This is a genomic window from Alteromonas sp. KS69, assembly GCF_003989595.1.
In the GTDB taxonomy this organism is placed as follows: Bacteria; Pseudomonadota; Gammaproteobacteria; order Enterobacterales; family Alteromonadaceae; genus Alteromonas; species Alteromonas naphthalenivorans.
In genome coordinates this window covers 24,598-44,151 of record NZ_PYHU01000023.1, presented here as the reverse complement: position 1 = coordinate 44,151, position 19,554 = coordinate 24,598, and the positions used below count along the sequence as shown (strand labels likewise).

The following is a 19,554-nucleotide window of genomic DNA, read 5'->3' as shown; positions in this document are numbered from 1 at the left end:
ACAGTTAATCCGAACATAGCCTTACACAAAGTAAAGATGACACACAGATAACAAAATTAAGACAAGGAAATGACAAGGCTAAACTGATTTCCCCTTATATACTGTAGTCATATATAGTTAGGGTAATAGATGATTCTATCGATAAACTTGTATTTAGGCAGCGAGCTAAAGTTATTACTAGAAGCGGTTACCCTACATAAAATTTAATCCCCCTTTACCGATACAACGCGAGGTCGAGTTTTGCTAAAGATTATTGTACTAATACCACTTATCTTGTCGTTATTGTGGTTTGGCTACTTGAGGGTGAATAGCTATTCCCTAGCACAAGGCAAACAAGGTTTTACTTACATACTGGTACTGTCGAGTGTTATTGCGGTATTTTACGCGCTGATGCTCTTTCTGACTCATTAGTACTTTTACTTATTAAAGAAAAACGCTCACAAAAAAGCCAGTGTTGGCGAAGCGATAACCACATCGCTTGTTCAACACTGGCTTTTTTAGCGTATTTTTCACTTACCGTTAAGGCGAGGAATAGCGCTAGGCTTACTATATAACGGTTTTACGTTTCAACCTGGTTATATTCTCACAAGCCTTTAAACAGTAAGATCAGTAATACTAAAGGTTCTCAGACACCGTAACATCAGCATCAGCACGTAAAGCTTCAATGAACTGCTGGTAAACACGTTGACCTTGCATCTGTGCTAAACGAGGTTTCAGACTTTCTGACATCTCAGCACTTAGCGCAGGGGCACTGTTCACTTTAACAAGCTCTACAATGGCAACGTCACCGCTCACGGTCGCAATCACATCTACGCGCTTTTCAGCTTCGGTAGATAACGTAAACAGTTTATCAACGATACTGCGGTTTAGTGTACTACCACTTCTCGCTACGGCTTCAGCACTTTCCCAGTTAAGAGACTTTTCTGCTAATGTTGCATCTACACTTTCGCCTTGCTGAAGCGATTCAACAACACTTGTAGCCCAGCTTTCAGCAGCTTCTTGTGCTTTCTGTGCTTTCACTGTTGACACAATTCCATCACGAACTTCATCTAGGGCTTGAGTACGCTGTGGCAAGTGCTCTACAACACGCACAACAACTACCGTTTCATCATCTAGTTCGATAATGTCACTGTTCACGCCTTCATCGATAAGTTCAGAAGAAAACGCGACTTCAGTCAGTGCAGGTGAGCTCATATTTACTGGCACAGTGTTACGGCTAAACAAACCTGTTTCTTGTACCGGTAAGTCAACGGCGTTAGCAACATCTTCTAGTGTATCAGGCACTTCAAATGCAATTTCAGCCATGGTGTTTTGCAGCTCGAAGAATTCTTCTAATGCTTTATCGGTAAGCAATGTCTCGCGGATTTCTGCTTCTACGTCTTCAAATGCTTGAACTTGCGCTTCTTTAAGTTCAGTCAATTTAATGATGTGAAAACCGAATTCAGTTTCTACAACGTCGGTATAGTCTCCCACATTCGCTAAACTAAATACCGCTTCATCAAACGCATCGTCCATCATTCCAGGAGTAATAAAATCTAGATCACCACCATTTTCAGCTGAAAAGGTGTCATCTGAATTATTTTCAGCTAACTCAGCAAAATCAGCACCGTCGTTCAGTTGGTCTAATAGTGCTTGAGTTTTCGCTTTTGCTGCATCAGCATCATCACCTGACTCGATAAGAATATGTGAAACTCGACGCTCTTCTTCTTTGCCATAACCGCTAAGGTTATTGTCATAGTAAGTGCGAACGGCTTCGTCATCGACGCTTACGCGGCTTTTAACGTCTTCTACTGTCAGTGATACATAGGCAAGCTTAATTTGCTCTTCGGTATCAAATGCAGTGATGTTAGCGTTGTAATATTCGGCAATATCATCTTCTGTTACTTCCACCGACTCGGCGAATGAAGCAGAGTCAATCATCACGTATTTAGCGTCACGCGTTTGAAGCTGTAATGCATTCGCACGTTCAGCTTCTCCAGGTAACGCAAACTCAGAATTGGTTAACGCTGCAGCCAATTGATTTTGTGTCATTTGAATGCGTAAATAATCACGGAAGTCAGCAACCTGAAAGCCGTTTTGACGCAAAATAGTTTGGAAACGGTCGTTGTCGAATTGACCACCGAACTGAAACTCTGGCATTTGTACGATAGTTTCACGAATTTGAGCATCGCTAACGCGTAAGCCCATTTCCTGTGCTTGTTGCTGAATGAGTTTTTCAGCAATAAGTCTATCTAGTACGTTACGACGAAAGTCACTTAAATACTGTTCGCTTGAAAACAACTGGGCAATGCTTTCGCCAAATTGTGATTCCATTTGTGCCCGTTGGTTCTGATAACCGCGTTCTAATTCCTGAGCAGAAATTTCTTCGCCATTAACTGTTGCTACTGCCGTAGTACCTGAAGACGTCAGGTAGCTTCCTACACCAGCAAACACGAAACTCAATACGATTAGGGCAATAATTGCCATTGCCCATGGGCCTTGAGAACCTTCTCTGATTCTTTCTAGCATGATTGTTCTTCAACTCCGTTGCTTACTACACTTGCCCTTTAGCGTTGGATAATACCTACGCTAACATCATGGCAAAAAATAAGCGGTGATTATAACCTAATACCTGTGAAGATAAACGGCTTAACAAAAACTAATCCTTCTATTGTCCAATAAAACCGCAGCGTGATGCGCAATGCACTGTCGCGCTATAGGTGAGATAAAGAAAATAGTGGGAAATGATAAATTCGGCGTTACAAATAAAAAAGGCGATGGCATAAGCCATCGCCTTTTTCTTGCAAGTTTTGCTTAGTTACAAGCGTCTTTCAGAGCTTTACCAGCTTTGAAAGATGGAACTTTCGCCGCTGAAATCTGAATAGTCTCACCAGTTTGTGGATTACGACCACTACGAGCAGAGCGCTCACGTACTGAGAAAGTACCGAAACCGACTAGTGCCACTTGGTCACCGTCTTTAAGTGCTGCAGTTACTGAGTCAGTGAATGCATCTAGAGCGCGGCCGGCAGCTGCTTTTGAAATATCTGCGCCAGCAGCAATTTGGTCGATAAGTTGAGACTTGTTCACTATTATGATCCCCTTCGATTGTTATTATACTGTTTGTCCAAAACGATTTGATTGAACGTTATAGCAAGCTTGATTCTGAACATCAAGCATCTGTCACAATTAATTAACTTTTATTGAATCGCTGCAATCCCTTTTGTGGCAAGGCTTCAAGCGAATACAAATTAAAGGTAACACAACTCTTGCGACAAGAAAGCCCTATTTTGAAAAAAATAGGCGAATTGGCGAAGGTATGCACACTTTTTAATCAATTATTGCAAATTTAAGGCTGCAAGCCTTTAAAATTAGGACATGCAGCCAACCATTTTAGCTTTTAGTTGCAACCTCAAAAGACTCTACTGGCTCTTGAAGTGCAATATCAAGCACATCATCAATCCACTTTACAGGGTGAATTGATAAATCTTTTTTCACGTTTTCTGGAATTTCTTCCAGATCACGTTCATTTTCTGCTGGAATAACCACCGTTTTAATTCCACCACGGTGTGCGGCTAGTAGCTTTTCTTTCAAACCACCAATGGCCAACACTTCACCACGCAGTGTTATCTCACCGGTCATGGCCACATCGCATTTAACGGGGTTACCTGTTAACGATGACACCAAAGCTGTACACATGGCGATACCCGCACTTGGGCCATCTTTAGGTGTAGCACCTTCAGGCACATGCACGTGAATATCGCGTTTTTCATAAAAATCTTCGTTAATACGAAGCTTTTCAGCGCGACTACGCACTACCGTCATTGCAGCTTTGATAGATTCCTGCATAACATCACCAAGCGAACCGGTTGATGTCATCTTGCCTTTACCCGGCACTGAGGTGGTTTCGATAGTCAGTAAATCACCGCCTACCTGTGTCCACGCCAACCCGGTAACTTGGCCAATTTGATTGTCTTTGTCTGCCTTACCGTAATCGAAGCGTTGTACACCTAAGTAATCTTTAAGATTATCTTGAGTCACTGACACTTTATCTTTGCTCTTAGTCAGCAAGATATCTTTAACGGCTTTACGACATACCTTAGAAATTTCACGTTCTAAGCTACGAACGCCTGCTTCACGGGTGTAGTAACGAATCATGCCGATAATGGCAGATTCGGTAATCTCAAGCTCTTTAGACTTAAGCCCGTTACGTTCCATCTGCTTACTGATTAAGTGACGTGTTGCGATGTTTAGCTTCTCGTCTTCGGTATAACCAGAAAGACGAATAACTTCCATACGGTCAAGTAATGGGCCTGGAATATTCATGCTATTCGAGGTCGCCACAAACATCACATCAGATAAATCGTAGTCCACTTCTAAATAGTGGTCACTGAAACTATTGTTCTGTTCTGGGTCAAGCACTTCAAGTAACGCAGAAGCTGGGTCGCCACGCATATCAGACGACATTTTATCAATCTCATCTAATAGGAAAAGTGGGTTTTTAACTCCAACTTTTGCCATTTTCTGCACTAATTTTCCAGGTAATGAGCCTATGTAAGTACGTCTATGTCCACGAATTTCAGCTTCATCACGCACGCCGCCTAATGCCATACGTACATACTTGCGCCCTGTCGCTTTCGCAACAGATTGACCAAGAGAGGTTTTACCCACACCAGGAGGCCCTACAAGACACAAGATGGGTCCTTTCAGCTTTTTAACACGCTGTTGTACCGCGAGGTATTCTAGAATGCGTTCTTTGACTTTCTCTAACCCGTAATGATCTTCATTTAAAACCACTTCAGCGCGAGATAAATCTTTCTTCACTGGTGAACGCTTATTCCACGGTACATTGGTTAGCCACTCAATGTAGCTGCGTAATACGGTAGCTTCTGCCGACATGGGCGACATCATCTTAAGCTTTTGCAACTCAGACTTAGCTTTGTCCAACGCTTCTTGCGGCATTTTGGCGTCTTCGATTTTCTTCGCTAACGCTTCAAATTCATCCGGTGCATCATCAAGCTCACCGAGCTCTTTTTGAATGGCTTTCATTTGCTCATTCAAATAGTACTCACGCTGGCTTTTTTCCATTTGCTTTTTAACACGGGTGCGAATTTTCTTCTCAACCTGTAGCAAATCGATTTCACCTTCCATCAAGGCCATTAAATACTCAAGGCGTTCATTCACCCCTTTCATTTCTAGCACTTTTTGTTTTTCGGTGAGTTTAAGCGGCATGTGCGCAGCCATGGTATCTGCTAAGCGTGCAGCATCTTCGATACCATTTAGCGACGTAAGTACCTCAGGCGGTATTTTTTTGTTTAGCTTAACGTAACCTTCAAACTGCGATACCGCAGAGCGAATAAGCACTTCTTGCTCGCTCTCATCAATAGCACCGTCTTCAATTTTATTTACGTTAGCTACAAAGAATGGCTCTGATTGCTCGTAACCTTCAACTTCACCACGCACACTCCCTTCAACTAACACTTTCACCGTGCCGTCAGGAAGTTTCAAAAGTTGAAGAATGGTGGCAATAGTACCAACGGTATAAATGTCATCGGCATCGGGTTCATCCACACCGGCGTCTTTCTGGGCCACTAAGAAAATCTGTTTCTCGTTTTCCATTGCCGCTTCAAGACAACGGATCGATTTTTCTCGCCCGACAAATAAGGGTATGACCATATGCGGATAAACAACCACGTCCCTTAAGGCAAGCACAGGAATTTCAATGCGATTTTCTCGCTCAACTGTCATACGTGTTCTCTATTAGTTAGCATTGTCGATTGATATGGGGATGCTAGCGCAAAGTTCAAATAAAACATTCTTAATGTACGTAAATTCGCTGCTTTCCCTGCTTTTCTTTACCATTATCGATTTTAGACCGTATGGCAATAGTTTGTTGCCGAATCTATCAGAAAGGATAGGTTAAACGGGTTTGTTTGCTTAAATAACCAACAAGTTGTTATTTGAGAGGCGGAAAAACGCTAATTTTAGCCATACAGGAAAGCGTAACATTTGAGTATTATTTTTATGCCGTTGAAGTGAATAATCTTGAATGTTGAGGTTGAGGGTGAAAGTAAGCTCGAGGTTAACAAACCCTCACGCAGAAAATATTTATAGGCTTTTAGAAAACAAAAAAGGCCCTGAAGGACCTTTTCTAGAAAGCAAAGCTACCTACTCAGAGGCTGCTTTTTTATCTGTATTGTCGTAAATCAAGATAGGCTTAGACTCGCCGCGAATAACGGTTTCATCAATAACTACTTTGCTTACGTCTACCGCAGACGGTAATTCGTACATGGTATCAAGCAGAACTGCTTCAACAATTGAACGAAGACCACGGGCACCCGTTTTACGTTCCATCGCCTTTTTAGCGATAGCATGCAGTGCGTCGTCACGGAACTCAAGTTCCACATCTTCCATATCAAATAAAGCTGAATACTGCTTCGTAATCGCATTCTTAGGCTCTTTAAGAATTTGAATTAAGGCTTCTTCATTCAATTCTTCAAGACTAGTGACCACTGGTAAACGACCGATAAATTCAGGAATTAACCCGTATTTAACCAAATCTTGTGGTTCTACTTGTTTGAACAACTCGCTAATTTGCGCGGTGTTTTCGGATTTAGACTTAACAGCCGCACCGAATCCAATACCCGTTCCTTTCTGCGCACGTTGTTCAATAACCTTATCAAGGCCTGCGAACGCGCCACCACAGATAAACAGAATCTTAGAGGTATCTACCTGCAAAAATTCTTGCTGTGGATGCTTACGACCGCCTTGTGGAGGAACCGAAGCAACAGTCCCTTCAATAAGCTTAAGCAATGCTTGCTGCACACCTTCACCCGATACATCACGAGTAATAGATGGGTTATCTGATTTACGCGAAATTTTATCAATTTCATCAATGTAAACAATGCCGCGTTGGGCTTTTTCTACATCGTAATCACATTTTTGCAGAAGCTTTTGAATGATATTTTCAACATCTTCACCCACATAACCAGCTTCGGTTAATGTGGTCGCGTCTGCCATTGTGAAAGGAACGTCAAGCAAACGTGCAAGCGTTTCCGCCAGTAATGTTTTACCACTACCCGTTGGGCCGATAAGTAGGATATTACTCTTACCAAGCTCCACACCATCGTGCACATCACCATTACGTAAACGTTTGTAGTGGTTATATACCGCTACAGACAATACTTTTTTGGCGTGCTCTTGACCGATAACGTAGTCATCTAGGTGCGCATGTATTTCACTTGGCTTTGGTAAAGCATCCTGCTTTTGCTTAGGCGCGATCTCCTTGATTTCTTCGCGAATGATATCGTTACATAACTCAACACACTCGTCGCAAATAAATACCGACGGGCCTGCTATTAACTTTCTTACTTCGTGTTGGCTTTTGCCACAAAACGAGCAGTACAGTAACTTGTTATCACCGTCACCGCTTTGTTTATCACTCATTACTATTGCCTCTGCCTTGCCTGAACCGAAAACCAAATCGTGCCAAGCACTAGTTCAGGTCTACTATATATAACTATACTACTTAGTTGCAGCCGCGTCAGATCGATTTGTCATAACTTGGTCGATAAGACCATACTCTTTGGCTTCGGTTGCACTAAGGAAGTTGTCACGATCGGTATCGTGGGCAACTTTTTCATAATCTTGTCCAGTATGTTGGGCCATTAAGCGGTTCAACTTCTCTTTAATAGACAGGATTTCCTTCGCATGAATTTCAAAATCTGATGCTTGACCTTGGAATCCACCTAAAGGTTGGTGAATCATCACGCGAGAATTCGGTAAACAGTAACGCTTACCTTTAGCACCACCAGATAGCAAGAACGCACCCATGCTAGCCGCTTGCCCCACACATACCGTGCTTACGTCTGGCTTGATGAAATTCATGGTGTCGTAAATTGCCATACCCGCAGTTACAGAACCACCAGGTGAATTGATATAAAGGAAAATGTCTTTTTCTGGATTTTCAGCTTCCAAAAATAGCATTTGAGCCACAATCAGGTTGGCCATGTGGTCTTCTACCTGCCCTACTAAGAAAATAACATTTTCTTTTAGTAGACGAGAATAGATGTCGTACGAACGTTCACCTTTGGAAGTCTGTTCAACTACCATAGGAACAAGTGCATTCATTGGATCAAATGGGGTATTAGTCATAGCTACCTTGATTATCTAGCGTTAAAAACAAAAATGCTCGGAAGGCTCCGAGCATTTAAGCAGTTGCTGACAGGTGAAGTCAATCAGACAGTAAAAAATTACGCCTGTTTGTTCATAACCTCGTCAAAAGCTTTAGTTACTTCGGTAACTTTAGCTTGCTCAAGTACCCACTCAACCGCCTGCTCTTCTAATGCAACATTTTGCATTTGCTGCATGAGCTCTTGGTTGTTGTTGTAGTATTCTACAACTTCTTGAGGGTCTTCATACGCAGAAGCAGCAGTTTCGATCATCTCGTTTACTTTTGCTTCGTCAGCTTTAAGTTCGTTTTGCTTAATTACTTCACCTAATAATAGGCCAATTGAAACACGACGCTTGGCATTATCAGTAAATAATTCAGCAGGCAACTCAGGAAGGTTTTGACCACCGCCCTGTTGGCTGAAACGCTGCTTAGCTTGTTCACGTAAAGCGTTAACCTCTTGGTCGATAAGTGCTTGAGGAATATCAAGCTCATTAGCGTCAACCAATTTAGCAATAACGTCTTCTTTAACCTGAGTTTTAAGTGTTTGATCTAGCTCGCGTTGCATGTTCTTACGAACTTCAGCTTTAAGCGCGTCAACACCACCTTCCTGAACACCGAACAAGGTAGCAAACTCTTCGTCAACTTTAGGAAGTGACTGGCCTTCTACTTTTTTCACTGTTACTTGGAATACCGCGTCTTTACCTTTAAGGTTTTCTGCGTGGTAATCTTCAGGGAAAGCAACTTCTACTGTTACTTCTTCGCCCGCTTTCGCGCCTACAAGTGGCTTTTCGAAACCTGGGATCATGCGATCTTGACCTAGTTCAAGTTCGAAATCTTCAGCTTTTCCGCCTTCAAATTCTTCACCGTCGATAGAACCAACGAAATCGATAACAACTTTATCGTCTTTCTTCGCTTTACGTTTAACTTCTTTCCAAGAAGCGTGTTGCTTCTGTAGCGTTACCATCATGTTATCAAGATCTTCGTCAGTAATCTCTACTACTGGCTTTTCGATTTCAATATCGTTGATGCCTTTAACTTCTACTTCTGGATATACTTCAAAAGAAGCAACAAATTCCAAATCCTGACCATCTTCATCTTTAGTCAGTTCGAAATTTGGCATACCAGCTGGTTGAATTTTTTCTTGAACGATAGCCTGGTAGAAGTTTTGCTGCATTACATCACCAGCAATTTCTTGACGCACTGCTTGGCCGAAACGCTTTTTGATTACGCTTACTGGTACCTTGCCTGGGCGGAAACCGTTAATACGTTGCGTTTTCGCCAACTGCTGTAGGCGAGATTTAACAGCTGAATCAATAGCGTCAGCTGGAACGGTGATAGTAAGACGGCGTTCTAAACCCTGGGTCGTCTCGACTGAAACTTGCATTATATTACCTCAACTTTACGCCTATTTAAGCGCTTTGTTCTCAATCCCCTCTCCCGTCATGTCTATGTGACATATCACACCGGGGTAGAGGTCGTTTCCGACGTTTGCACTAACAAAACACCACACAATACTGTGTTAATCGCGTATTTGTTACAAACATACGAGTTAAAAAAAGACGCCGTAGTATACAGTCGCAGAGAACGAGAGTCGAGAGGGAAACACAAGTTTGTAACACGCTTTTGAATGATAAGTGTGCAAACGGATAGAAATAAGGAAATTAATAAGGAAAATATAACGAGGATAGAGTAAATGGTCGGTGAGATAGGATTTGAACCTACGACCCCTTGTACCCAAAACAAGTGCGCTACCAAGCTGCGCCACTCACCGACAATAATACTTAACAAAACACTTAAAAAGCACTTACAACAGCGCTTTAAACAGCTTTTGTGAAAAAAGCCTAAAACATGGTGCGGAAGGAGAGACTTGAACTCTCACGCCGTGAAGCACTGGAACCTAAATCCAGCGTGTCTACCAATTCCACCACTCCCGCGAAAAAGTGGGGTGGACGATGGGGCTCGAACCCACGACAACCGGAATCACAATCCGGGGCTCTACCAACTGAGCTACGCCCACCACTGAGGTGCTTGCAATAAATAAACATGTTGAATTGATAGTACATGTTTATCTTTAAAGATTCGACCAATCTGAATCAGGTCCTACCTGACTCGCATGGCGCGTCCGGCAGGATTCGAACCTGCGACCCACGGCTTAGAAGGCCGTTGCTCTATCCAGCTGAGCTACGGACGCTCGGCGAATCTTCGCTTGCAAAAAATGGTCGGTGAGATAGGATTTGAACCTACGACCCCTTGTACCCAAAACAAGTGCGCTACCAAGCTGCGCCACTCACCGACTGCGTAACGATACGTTTGAAGCAATTTGCGTCTGTGCCGTTACGGGGTGCGAATATTACTGACAAGACCCCACCTCGTCAAACACTTTTTTAAATAAAATATTCAACCGCTCACAAAGCACGCATAAATGTGCTTTTTTGAGCACTTTGGGCATTTTTCAAACTAACCGAAACCTAAAAACAGATAATTTAGTGCGAACTTGAAGGTAGGCGGCGTACTCGTTCATCGTAAACAACTTCACTCTTTATCGAAATTTACTTTTTATAAGCGCAAATCTTTAAAAATTTTCTCGATTTACAGTAATTGTATGTTTCTACTGGTCGCCAGTAGCAGTTTTATGAAACAATAATTAGCACTTAATGACCACACATTATAATCACTTCTATGACAGCTCATTTAATTGACGGCAAATTGATTGCCAAACAAGTACGCCAGCATGTTGCTTCTTATGTAGATTCACTTATTAACGCCAAGAAACGTCAACCTGGTTTGGCCGTGGTATTAGTCGGTAGCGATGCCGCCTCTCAAGTTTATGTTTCTAATAAACGTAAAGCATGTGATGAAGTGGGATTTGTATCTCGTTCTTTTGATTTACCCGCTGACACTACAGAAAACGAACTGTTAGCGCTTGTCGATCAACTAAATGACGACAAAGAAATAGACGGGATTTTAGTGCAGCTGCCCCTACCTGCCGGTTTAAATGCAGAAAAAGTATTAGAGCGCATTCACCCACATAAAGATGTTGATGGGTTTCACCCTTACAATATAGGTAGATTGGCACAACGTATCCCCGCACTTCGCCCATGTACTCCAAAAGGTATCATGACCATGATCGAGGCCACTAAGCGCCCCGTTAAAGGTTTAGATGCGGTTATTGTGGGTGCTTCTAATATCGTAGGTCGCCCTATGAGCTTAGAACTATTGCTTGCAGGTTGTACGGTCACTACTTGTCATAAATTTACACAAGATTTAAAAGCCCATGTAAGTCGTGCAGACCTTCTTGTGGTCGCGGTAGGCAAGCCAAACTTTATTCCTGGTGACTGGATTAAGCCCGGCGCTATCGTTATCGATGTAGGCATTAACCGTGTGAGTGACGGTTCGCTCGTTGGCGACGTGGATTTTGAGCCTGCTAAACAACGTGCGGGGTGGATTACCCCCGTTCCTGGCGGCGTGGGCCCAATGACAGTGGCCAGCTTAATAGAAAATACCCTAGAAGCTTACGTCAAATACCATTCCTAAGTTGAATTTGTGAACGATACACAGTTTATAGAAGCCACTATGCGTTGGGTTGATGACATTGTCATCAACCACAACTTTTGCCCCTTTGCCGGTTTCGTACGTCAACCGGGCCAAATTCACTGCGTCGTGGTTAACGGGGATGCAGGCGATGTTATTACCTCGCTTTTCGATGAGTGTAAACGCTTAGACGAACAAGATAATATTGCTACTACCCTTATCATCGCGCCTTCATCATCTACAGCTTCCTTCGATGATTACCTGGATGTATTAGCGATATGTGACCGTATGCTATCTGATTGGGGGTACACTGGCGTGTATCAACTCGCCAGTTTTCATCCTGACTATCAATTCGATGGCGAAGCTAAAGACAGCGTCGCGAATTATACCAACCGCTCTCCCTTCCCTCTACTTCATTTAATTCGCGAGCGAGATATTGCCCGCTATATGAAAAACGAAGATGATGCAGAGAAAATTTACACTCACAATATTGCCAAAGCCAATGAACTAGGTTGCCCTTATTTTGAAAAAGTATTGAAGGAAATGCGAAGCGCTAAAAATAAAAACGGCCTGTAAATGTACAGGCCAAAAGGTTTAATTGGGTCCAGGGATGCCAAATACGGCAGCCCCAAATGTCCGTAATTGGTTCAAGGTTTTAAACTTGAATTCGTACTCTACGTAAACTATGTGAGAATTTTATGACAGTGCGTTATGCAAGTAGGATTTTAAGGTAATGACCCCTAGTCAGTTTCCCCTTTCCGCTATCGGTCATATACAAACGCCGTTTAAACAAAAGTTTGCTATTCCCCGACAGCCCAATTTAGCCAAGGCGAAAGGGCAAGTAGTATTAGCGCCTGACTTTGATGATCCTCGAGTGTTTAAAGGTTTAGAGGTATTTAGCCATGTATGGCTACTCTTTCTCTTCCATGAGAATTTAGATAAAGGTTGGAAACCCTCGGTGAAAGCCCCTCGTTTAGGCGGAAATGCAACGCTTGGGGTGTTTGCCTCAAGAAGTACGCATCGCCCGAATGGTATAGGCATGTCGGCAGTGAAAAATTTAGGTTCTGACATTGTAGATGGAAAGCTTACCTTGCACGTCGAAGGAGTAGATTTGTTAGATGGCACCCCAATTATCGATATTAAGCCTTATTTACCCTACGCCGATGCGCTCCCCCATGCATCGGATAGCATGGCAGAACTGAATCACGCAGCCCCCATACCCAACTTAGAGGTAACCATTAACCCTCTCGTGCAAAACATGTTGAACGAAGCCGCATCGCAGCACCCGGATCTACCCACACTACTAACAGCCGTGCTGGCTCAAGACCCCCGCCCCGCTTATCGTCATAAACTATTAAGTGATGAAAAGACCTACCATACTGCACTGTATAATTATGACTTTGCCTTCACAGTAAAAAATAGTGTGGTTGAAGTCATTGGGATTAACACGCTTTAGTCGCACGTGGTTGTAGCACTATTGCTCACAGTTAATTAGAATACGCTCAATTGTATTTTTCATAGTTATAGGAAGACCGCTTCGAATGCGCACTAGTCAATATTTACTTGCCACGCAGAAAGAAACTCCGGCCGATGCTGAGGTTATCAGCCACCAGTTAATGTTACGTGCTGGTATGATAAGAAAACTGGCTTCAGGCCTTTATACGTGGTTGCCAACTGGGCTTCGCGTACTGAATAAAGTGGCAAACATCGTTCGTGAAGAAATGAACAAAGCAGGCGGTGTAGAAGTGTTAATGCCAGTAGTCCAACCTGCTGACTTGTGGGAAGAGTCTGGCCGTTGGGAAGAATATGGCCCAGAGTTACTGCGCATTAAAGACCGCCACCAGCGAGACTTTGTGCTAGGTCCTACACATGAAGAAGTAATCACATCGTTAGTTAGAAACGAAATCAGTAGTTACAAACAACTGCCAATTAATCTTTATCAAATTCAAACTAAATTCCGTGATGAAGTACGTCCTCGCTTTGGCATTATGCGTGGTCGTGAGTTCACCATGAAAGATGCTTACAGCTTCCACTTAGACGATACGTGTTTAGATAAAACTTACCAAACAATGTATGAAGCCTATGGAAATATCTTCAATCGCATGGGCTTAGACTACCGTGCGGTTATTGCAGATTCAGGCTCAATTGGTGGAAACCATTCCCATGAATTCCACGTCCTTGCCGAGTCTGGTGAAGATGCCATTGCCTTTGCAAGCGACAGCGACTACGCCGCAAACGTTGAAATGGCGGCTACTGCAATGCCAGAAAAACAACAAGCTTCAGGCGCAGCAGCAGAAGTCGTAAGTGGTAAAGCTTCAGATAGCGCACTTAGCATTTATGTTGTTAAAGGCGAAACGGAAGAAGAGAGCACAACTGAACAGTGGGTTGTATTAGTATTGCGCGCAGAACATGAGCTTAACGATGTTAAAGCGGAAAAAGTCACTGGCGTAGCTAGTCCGCTTGTTATAGCAAGTGAAGAAAAAGCCACTGAAATCTTAGGCGCTCATCCTGCTTTCGTTAACCCTAATGATATTACGCTGCCAATGCATGTCGATTTTAGTGCCGCAGCACTTGCTGATTTTGTTTGTGGTGCAGGCGAAAATGGCCAAATCACGAAAGATGCAAATTGGACTGTGGACATACAAACGGCAGATTTACGTAACATTGTGGCTGGTGATGCTTCACCAGACGGCAATGGTACTATAGAAATAAAGCGCGGCATTGAAGTGGGCCATATTTTCCAATTAGGTAGCAAATACTCAGAAGCGATGAATTGTGGTGTACTAAGCGAAACGGGTAAACATCAAACGCTTACCATGGGGTGTTATGGAATTGGTGTTTCACGTATTGTTGCGGCGGCTATTGAACAAAACCATGATAAATACGGCATCATGTGGCCTGATCCTATCGCGCCATTTAAAATTGCATTAATTCCAATGAATATGCATAAATCTCACCGTATCAAAGAAGCGGCTGAGGCACTGTACGAACAACTGATTGCGTTAGGTATAGACGTATTATTTGACGATCGTAAAGAACGCCCAGGTGTTATGTTCAATGACATGGAATTAATTGGTATACCTCATAGCATTGTTATCGGTGAGAGAAACCTCGACAATCAACAAATTGAATACAAAAACCGCCGTACAGGTGAAAAGCAATTATTAGATTTAGATTCGGCTAAAGACTTTGTTGTTAGTCTCTAACTTTGTCTATTATTGAAAGATAAATATTAGTAATTTTGCATTTGACCTTGTATACAGCTATGCAATAGCGGTTAGCTACAAGAATAAAAAACGGTGAACATATGCGGTTAACATTTTACGGCGTGAGAGGCTCTATTCCTACTCCTGGAGAAGCCTATGCACGCTATGGTGGTAATACCGCATGCGTTCACATTGAATTAGCCGATGGCACCGATATTGTGCTTGATTCGGGAACGGGTATCAGGCTGTTGGGGAACAAACTTCGCAGCAAAGATACGCCTATTCACTTGTTGCTCAGCCACAATCACTGGGATCACATACAAGGTTTTCCATTCTTCAGCCCTATCTTTCAAAAAGACCGAGATATCTATATTTACCCAGGGCAAACGACATTGCCCGAACACGATCAGATTTTAAGGCAAATGGACGGCTCAACGTTTCCTGTCCCTGTCAGTGCGTTACAGTCAAAACTCCATCTAACCATTATCCCGCCAGAGCAAGATATTTGGGAGATTGGTACTGCTACCATTCGCCGAATCCCTATTAATCACCCTGGTAAGGGTAGCGCCTATAGTATTGAAGAAAAAGGCATAAAAATCGCCTACATTACTGACAACGAACTCTACCCGCCGTATAATAAAGAAACCGACTTTTTAACGTTTGTCGATTTTGCTAGAAACGCAGACGTTATTATTCATGATGCACAATATATGATGTCCGATATGCCGGCTAAAACTGGGTGGGGCCATTCGGTTGCTGAAGAAGCCGTAAAACTTGCCATGGCGAGCAATTCAAAAAAATTAGCGCTATACAGCCATGATCCAGATCGTACAGATGAGGATATTGATAAGCTGGTTGAACACTGCATGGATTACATCACTATTGCAGAATCGAACCTAGAAATATTTGCATCAGCGGAAGGCCAGTTACTGGATTTCACTCATTAAAATAAATTAGCAAAAAACAACAACGACTTACCTAACGGAGAACACCACCAGTGTCAGTGTTTAAGCCATTTTTAATATTGGCTGCAGTCAGTCTGTGCAGCATAAATGCGCTTGCCCAAGAAAGCGCGCAAGATGAACAAGAGAGTGATATTGAAGTTATTGATATCATTAAACGAGATACCACAACAGAAAGTGCGCTCGATAATCGTATGGAAGGTGATAAGGAAGCAATTGATAACGTTTTTGCTATTACCCAGCATAGACAAAACTATTTACTTCCTATGAGTTACATTACCAATCCAAATTCGAACGGAAATGAAGAGCTCACAGAAGAAAATGTTGATAAAAAAGAAGCCAAGTTCCAGGTTAGTGTAAAGCTGCCTCTCTATTTGGAAGACACTGGATTTGATGGCATTTACCTCGGTTTTACCCTCACCTCATTTTGGCAGTTATATAATAGCGAAGTGTCAAAACCCTTTAGAGAAACCAATTACGAACCAGAGATATTTTGGCAAGAAACGGCAGACTACTCTGTTTTAGGGTATAAATTTAATACCTTTCAATTAGGGTTTAACCATATGTCTAACGGACAGAGTGGCCTTAGTTCTAGAAGTTGGAACCGTATTTTCGCCTCTGTTGTGTTTAGTGACCAAGACGATATTTATTACCTAAAAACTTGGTATCGTATTCCTGAAGATGAAAAAGAAGACCCACTTGATCCTACAGGTGATGACAACCCAGATATCGAAAACTATTATGGTCGTGTGGAATTTGGTTATGGGCGCAAGCTTGGCAATTTTAAAGTAATGGCATTGCTTCGAAATAACCTTAACTTAGGGAATAACCGAGGTAGCATTCAGCTTGATTTAACCTATCCGCTTACCGACCGTTATGAATTATTGTTTCAATATTTTAACGGCTACGGCGACTCGCTCATTGATTACAACCGCTCTCAAGAACGAGTAGGACTAGGCTTTCAGCTACTTTTCCTATAAGCAGTTTTTAATAAGAGGCCCTACTTGATAGGCCTCTTGTTTAAATGACGCCAGCTGCTTTATAAAGTTGAAGATGAACTTCTACTAACGCATCTATGTCACGCTGATACCCGCCCCCAATAACCGCCGCAATGGGTATGCCCATACGTTCAGCGAACGCAAAAGCCATATCGTCTCGGGCGCTAACGCCTTCAGTCGTGATGTTTAATAAGCCCAAGTCATCATTGATGTGAATATCTACACCAGCGTCATAGATAATGGCATCTGCTTGAAATTGCATAGCAACCATGGCGAGCGTTTCTTGCACCGCATTTAAGTATTCGTCATCTTCACAGCCCTTCGCCATGCCTATATCGATGTTTGAATGCTGCTTTCGATAAGGGAAGTTTTTCTCACCATGAACTGACACGGTGAAAATACTATTATCGTATTGAGTAAGCTTAGCGGTACCGTCACCCTGATGGACATCAAAGTCGATAATTAATACATTGTCTATACCGCTAAATTTTTGCATGGCTTTCGCCGCAAGAAATAAATCGTTAAATAAGCAAAAACCCGATCCAAAATCTGAAAAAGCATGATGGTAGCCTCCGGTTAAATTTAACGCCTTTCCATGTTTTATGGCCAATTCAGCAGTTAAACAGGTGCCAGCTACTGCCGTAAGCGTGCGTTCGATGAGTTGATCGGACCAAGGAAAGCCAATACGACGCATAGCTTTTTTATCTAACGTGCCGCTTGTTAACTGCTGAACATAGTCTTTGTCGAAGTGACACTCTAATTCCGTTATCGCTAACGGTGAAGGAGTGTGAAATACACTATCAGCAACACCGTGAGACGATAACGCGTTTCGAATGCCCTGGTATTTATCAATGGGGAAACGATGGCGTTCAGGTAGGCTAAGTTGGCTATAAATAGGATGGAATACCAATGGGATCATAACGTCTCAGTCACTACCTTATTTTATTTGCGGCGAAAACCCCAGTGAGTTTATGAAAAAGGAGCATGCACTTAAACTAACTCCGTTTCATTATACGCAATATCATGTGTTAGCGGGTTAAACTGTTCACCACTTTTTCCACATTGTCTGACATGCTTTTCATCGACTGTGCCATGTCATCACGTTGTGCCAATTTATGATAGCGGTCGGACGATGCCACCACGTTCGCAATAATACTTTCCACCTGCGACAACACTGCTTCTTGTTCGTCTGCGGCTTCATTAAGGGCAACCACTACACTCGCCGTTTCTTTAATATCCTCAACCACGTTATTTAAGGTTTGCAATGCAGTACCAGCTTCAGTCGCATTGCTGTCTGAAAGCTGTTTACCTTCTTCCATGGCCAGAACGGCTCCACGGGCTTCTGCTTCAAAGCTACTAAGAATATCGTTTATTTCTTTCGTTGATTGCTGTGTTTTAGCTGCTAACGCCCGCACTTCATCTGCCACCACGGCAAAACCTCTACCATGTTCTCCTGCCCTAGCAGCTTCAATTGCAGCATTCAAAGCCAATAAGTTGGTTTGATCGGCAATCTCATTGATAACGTTAACCACTTTAAGAATATTCTTACTGCGGCTTTGAAGGTCGCTGACAATGTCACTCGACTCTGTTACCGTTTTTGCTAGTTGTTTGAACCCTGCATTCGCCCGCTCAAAAGTTGAATAACAACTTGCTACGTTATCCTCTGAATTTTTGGTAGCCACAGCCACTTGGTCGGTAATGGCGACCAAGTTCTGCACTATACCTTTTAATTTATCTGTGGTGGCATCTAAAGAGAGTGAAGCATCGCGCTGCTCTACCGCACCATCCATAATTGACTGCCCCACGTCGCCAAGGGCAACAAAAGCGCGCTCCATTTCTGATTCAGTTTGATGCAACTGGGTAACCGAGGCTTTTAACTTGCTTTGTAATGCTCTGGCAGAGTCAGCCAAAATGCCAAGCTCGTGCCCACTTGAATACGTCAGCGAGTAATCGTACTGACTAGTAGCTAGATTAGAAATGCATGCAGCCACTTCACGGGTAGGGTTAATTACCTGCGTGCGAAGACGACTAATTACATAGGTAACAGATAGCAGTGACAGCGCGATAGCAGCAAGCAAAATCAGCCATAACATCCTTCGCGTACCGTTTTTCAAATCAGTAATGGCTAGCTCAGATTGATGTGCTATTTCATCGGCAATACTTTCTAGTAACTTCGCAGGTTCTCGGTCAATACCGCGAACGTAGCTATCCCCTACTTTCGGATCTAAACCCGATGCTATAAAAGCCGCATAGCCTTCTCGATACTTTTCAGCCATATAGGCGTGCGCCGTTTGGAACTTTCGAATATCCGCTTTGGCTTTATCACTCACTACAGGGTTCGACAGCATTTGGCTGAATTGCTGCTTTATCTCAGCTTCCCGCTTTTGGAAGCGAGACCAGTACTTTTCGCGGTCGTCGTCGTCATGCCCTCGCAGCAGTGTATTTTTCCACTCCTGAACCTGGGTTTTGAAGGTATTTAACGTTGCGTTTACGTCTCGTTCTGCCTGAACAAGTGTATGCTCTAGTGATTCGAAACTGCTCAACAGCGAAAAAGATTTATAAATAGATGCGGCGTTTAAAAATACCAATAAACATAAGCTCGCAAGCACAGGGGTAATTACTAATCGACTGATACTGGTATAATTGAACACGGCGGTTAACCTTTAGTCTAATAAAAATTCGAAAATCGTGAAGCGCCGCCATTAAAT

14 protein-coding genes and 5 tRNA genes are annotated in these 19,554 nt (G+C 42.9%); 6 read left to right on the top strand and 13 right to left on the bottom strand.

Features of this window, described 5'->3' with window-relative positions; all coding sequences use genetic code 11:
- Window positions 1-615: 615 nt before the first annotated feature.
- The 11 genes from C7Y69_RS14190 to C7Y69_RS14140 all read right to left on the bottom strand — a co-directional run bounded on the left by C7Y69_RS14190 (window position 616) and on the right by C7Y69_RS14140 (window position 10,442).
- Window positions 616-2,508, bottom strand: a complete 1,893-nt coding sequence (locus tag C7Y69_RS14190) for a SurA N-terminal domain-containing protein (RefSeq protein ID WP_013783307.1) — start codon at window positions 2,506-2,508, stop codon at window positions 616-618.
- 285 nt (window positions 2,509-2,793) lie between these two features.
- Window positions 2,794-3,066 carry a nucleoid-associated protein HU-beta gene (gene hupB, locus C7Y69_RS14185; RefSeq protein ID WP_012518978.1) on the bottom strand — a complete coding sequence of 91 codons (273 nt, stop codon included), beginning with the start codon at window positions 3,064-3,066 and terminating at the stop codon, window positions 2,794-2,796.
- Between the two features lie 303 nt (window positions 3,067-3,369).
- On the bottom strand, window positions 3,370-5,724 hold the full coding sequence (gene lon, locus C7Y69_RS14180) for an endopeptidase La (RefSeq protein ID WP_013783306.1): 2,355 nt from the start codon (window positions 5,722-5,724) through the stop codon (window positions 3,370-3,372).
- Between the two features lie 420 nt (window positions 5,725-6,144).
- Complete coding sequence (clpX, locus tag C7Y69_RS14175; RefSeq protein ID WP_013783305.1) at window positions 6,145-7,422, bottom strand: ATP-dependent protease ATP-binding subunit ClpX; 1,278 nt, start codon at window positions 7,420-7,422, stop codon at window positions 6,145-6,147.
- 78 nt (window positions 7,423-7,500) lie between these two features.
- Window positions 7,501-8,130 (bottom strand): ATP-dependent Clp endopeptidase proteolytic subunit ClpP, encoded by a 630-nt coding sequence (gene clpP / locus C7Y69_RS14170; protein WP_013783304.1) that lies wholly within the window; start codon window positions 8,128-8,130, stop codon window positions 7,501-7,503.
- A 98-nt stretch (window positions 8,131-8,228) separates the two neighbouring features.
- Window positions 8,229-9,533, bottom strand: a complete 1,305-nt coding sequence (tig, locus tag C7Y69_RS14165) for a trigger factor (protein ID WP_013783303.1) — start codon at window positions 9,531-9,533, stop codon at window positions 8,229-8,231.
- 310 nt (window positions 9,534-9,843) lie between these two features.
- A tRNA-Pro gene (locus C7Y69_RS14160) sits at window positions 9,844-9,920 on the bottom strand.
- A 78-nt stretch (window positions 9,921-9,998) separates the two neighbouring features.
- Window positions 9,999-10,083 (bottom strand) — tRNA-Leu (locus C7Y69_RS14155).
- 7 nt (window positions 10,084-10,090) lie between these two features.
- Window positions 10,091-10,166 (bottom strand) — tRNA-His (locus C7Y69_RS14150).
- A gap of 97 nt (window positions 10,167-10,263) precedes the next feature.
- A tRNA-Arg gene (locus tag C7Y69_RS14145) sits at window positions 10,264-10,340 on the bottom strand.
- Between the two features lie 25 nt (window positions 10,341-10,365).
- Window positions 10,366-10,442: transfer RNA gene (locus C7Y69_RS14140), tRNA-Pro, on the bottom strand.
- Between the two features lie 386 nt (window positions 10,443-10,828).
- On the opposite strand from C7Y69_RS14140, the gene folD reads away from it, so the two are divergent.
- The 6 genes from folD to C7Y69_RS14110 all read left to right on the top strand — a co-directional run bounded on the left by folD (window position 10,829) and on the right by C7Y69_RS14110 (window position 16,828).
- Window positions 10,829-11,683 carry a bifunctional methylenetetrahydrofolate dehydrogenase/methenyltetrahydrofolate cyclohydrolase FolD gene (folD, locus tag C7Y69_RS14135; protein ID WP_126873149.1) on the top strand — a complete coding sequence of 285 codons (855 nt, stop codon included), beginning with the start codon at window positions 10,829-10,831 and terminating at the stop codon, window positions 11,681-11,683.
- Window positions 11,684-11,692: 9 nt separating this feature from the next.
- Window positions 11,693-12,256 (top strand): DUF1415 domain-containing protein, encoded by a 564-nt coding sequence (locus C7Y69_RS14130; protein WP_013783301.1) that lies wholly within the window; start codon window positions 11,693-11,695, stop codon window positions 12,254-12,256.
- Window positions 12,257-12,413: 157 nt separating this feature from the next.
- The gene (tsaA, locus tag C7Y69_RS14125) at window positions 12,414-13,136 is read left to right on the top strand and encodes a tRNA (N6-threonylcarbamoyladenosine(37)-N6)-methyltransferase TrmO (RefSeq protein ID WP_013783300.1); all 723 of its coding nucleotides are present in this window, start codon (window positions 12,414-12,416) and stop codon (window positions 13,134-13,136) included.
- 85 nt (window positions 13,137-13,221) lie between these two features.
- On the top strand, window positions 13,222-14,886 hold the full coding sequence (locus C7Y69_RS14120; protein ID WP_013783299.1) for a proline--tRNA ligase: 1,665 nt from the start codon (window positions 13,222-13,224) through the stop codon (window positions 14,884-14,886).
- Between the two features lie 101 nt (window positions 14,887-14,987).
- A complete protein-coding gene (locus tag C7Y69_RS14115) occupies window positions 14,988-15,833 on the top strand; it encodes an MBL fold metallo-hydrolase (protein WP_013783298.1) in 846 nt (281 codons plus the stop codon).
- Between the two features lie 50 nt (window positions 15,834-15,883).
- Window positions 15,884-16,828, top strand: a complete 945-nt coding sequence (locus C7Y69_RS14110) for a phospholipase A (protein ID WP_126873148.1) — start codon at window positions 15,884-15,886, stop codon at window positions 16,826-16,828.
- A gap of 40 nt (window positions 16,829-16,868) precedes the next feature.
- On the opposite strand, the gene C7Y69_RS14105 is transcribed toward C7Y69_RS14110, so the two are convergent.
- Entirely contained in the window at window positions 16,869-17,765 is an 897-nt protein-coding gene (locus C7Y69_RS14105) for a histone deacetylase (RefSeq protein ID WP_013783296.1), read from the bottom strand.
- A 109-nt stretch (window positions 17,766-17,874) separates the two neighbouring features.
- Entirely contained in the window at window positions 17,875-19,497 is a 1,623-nt protein-coding gene (locus C7Y69_RS14100) for a methyl-accepting chemotaxis protein (RefSeq protein WP_013783295.1), read from the bottom strand.
- Between the last annotated feature and the right edge of the window lie 57 nt (window positions 19,498-19,554).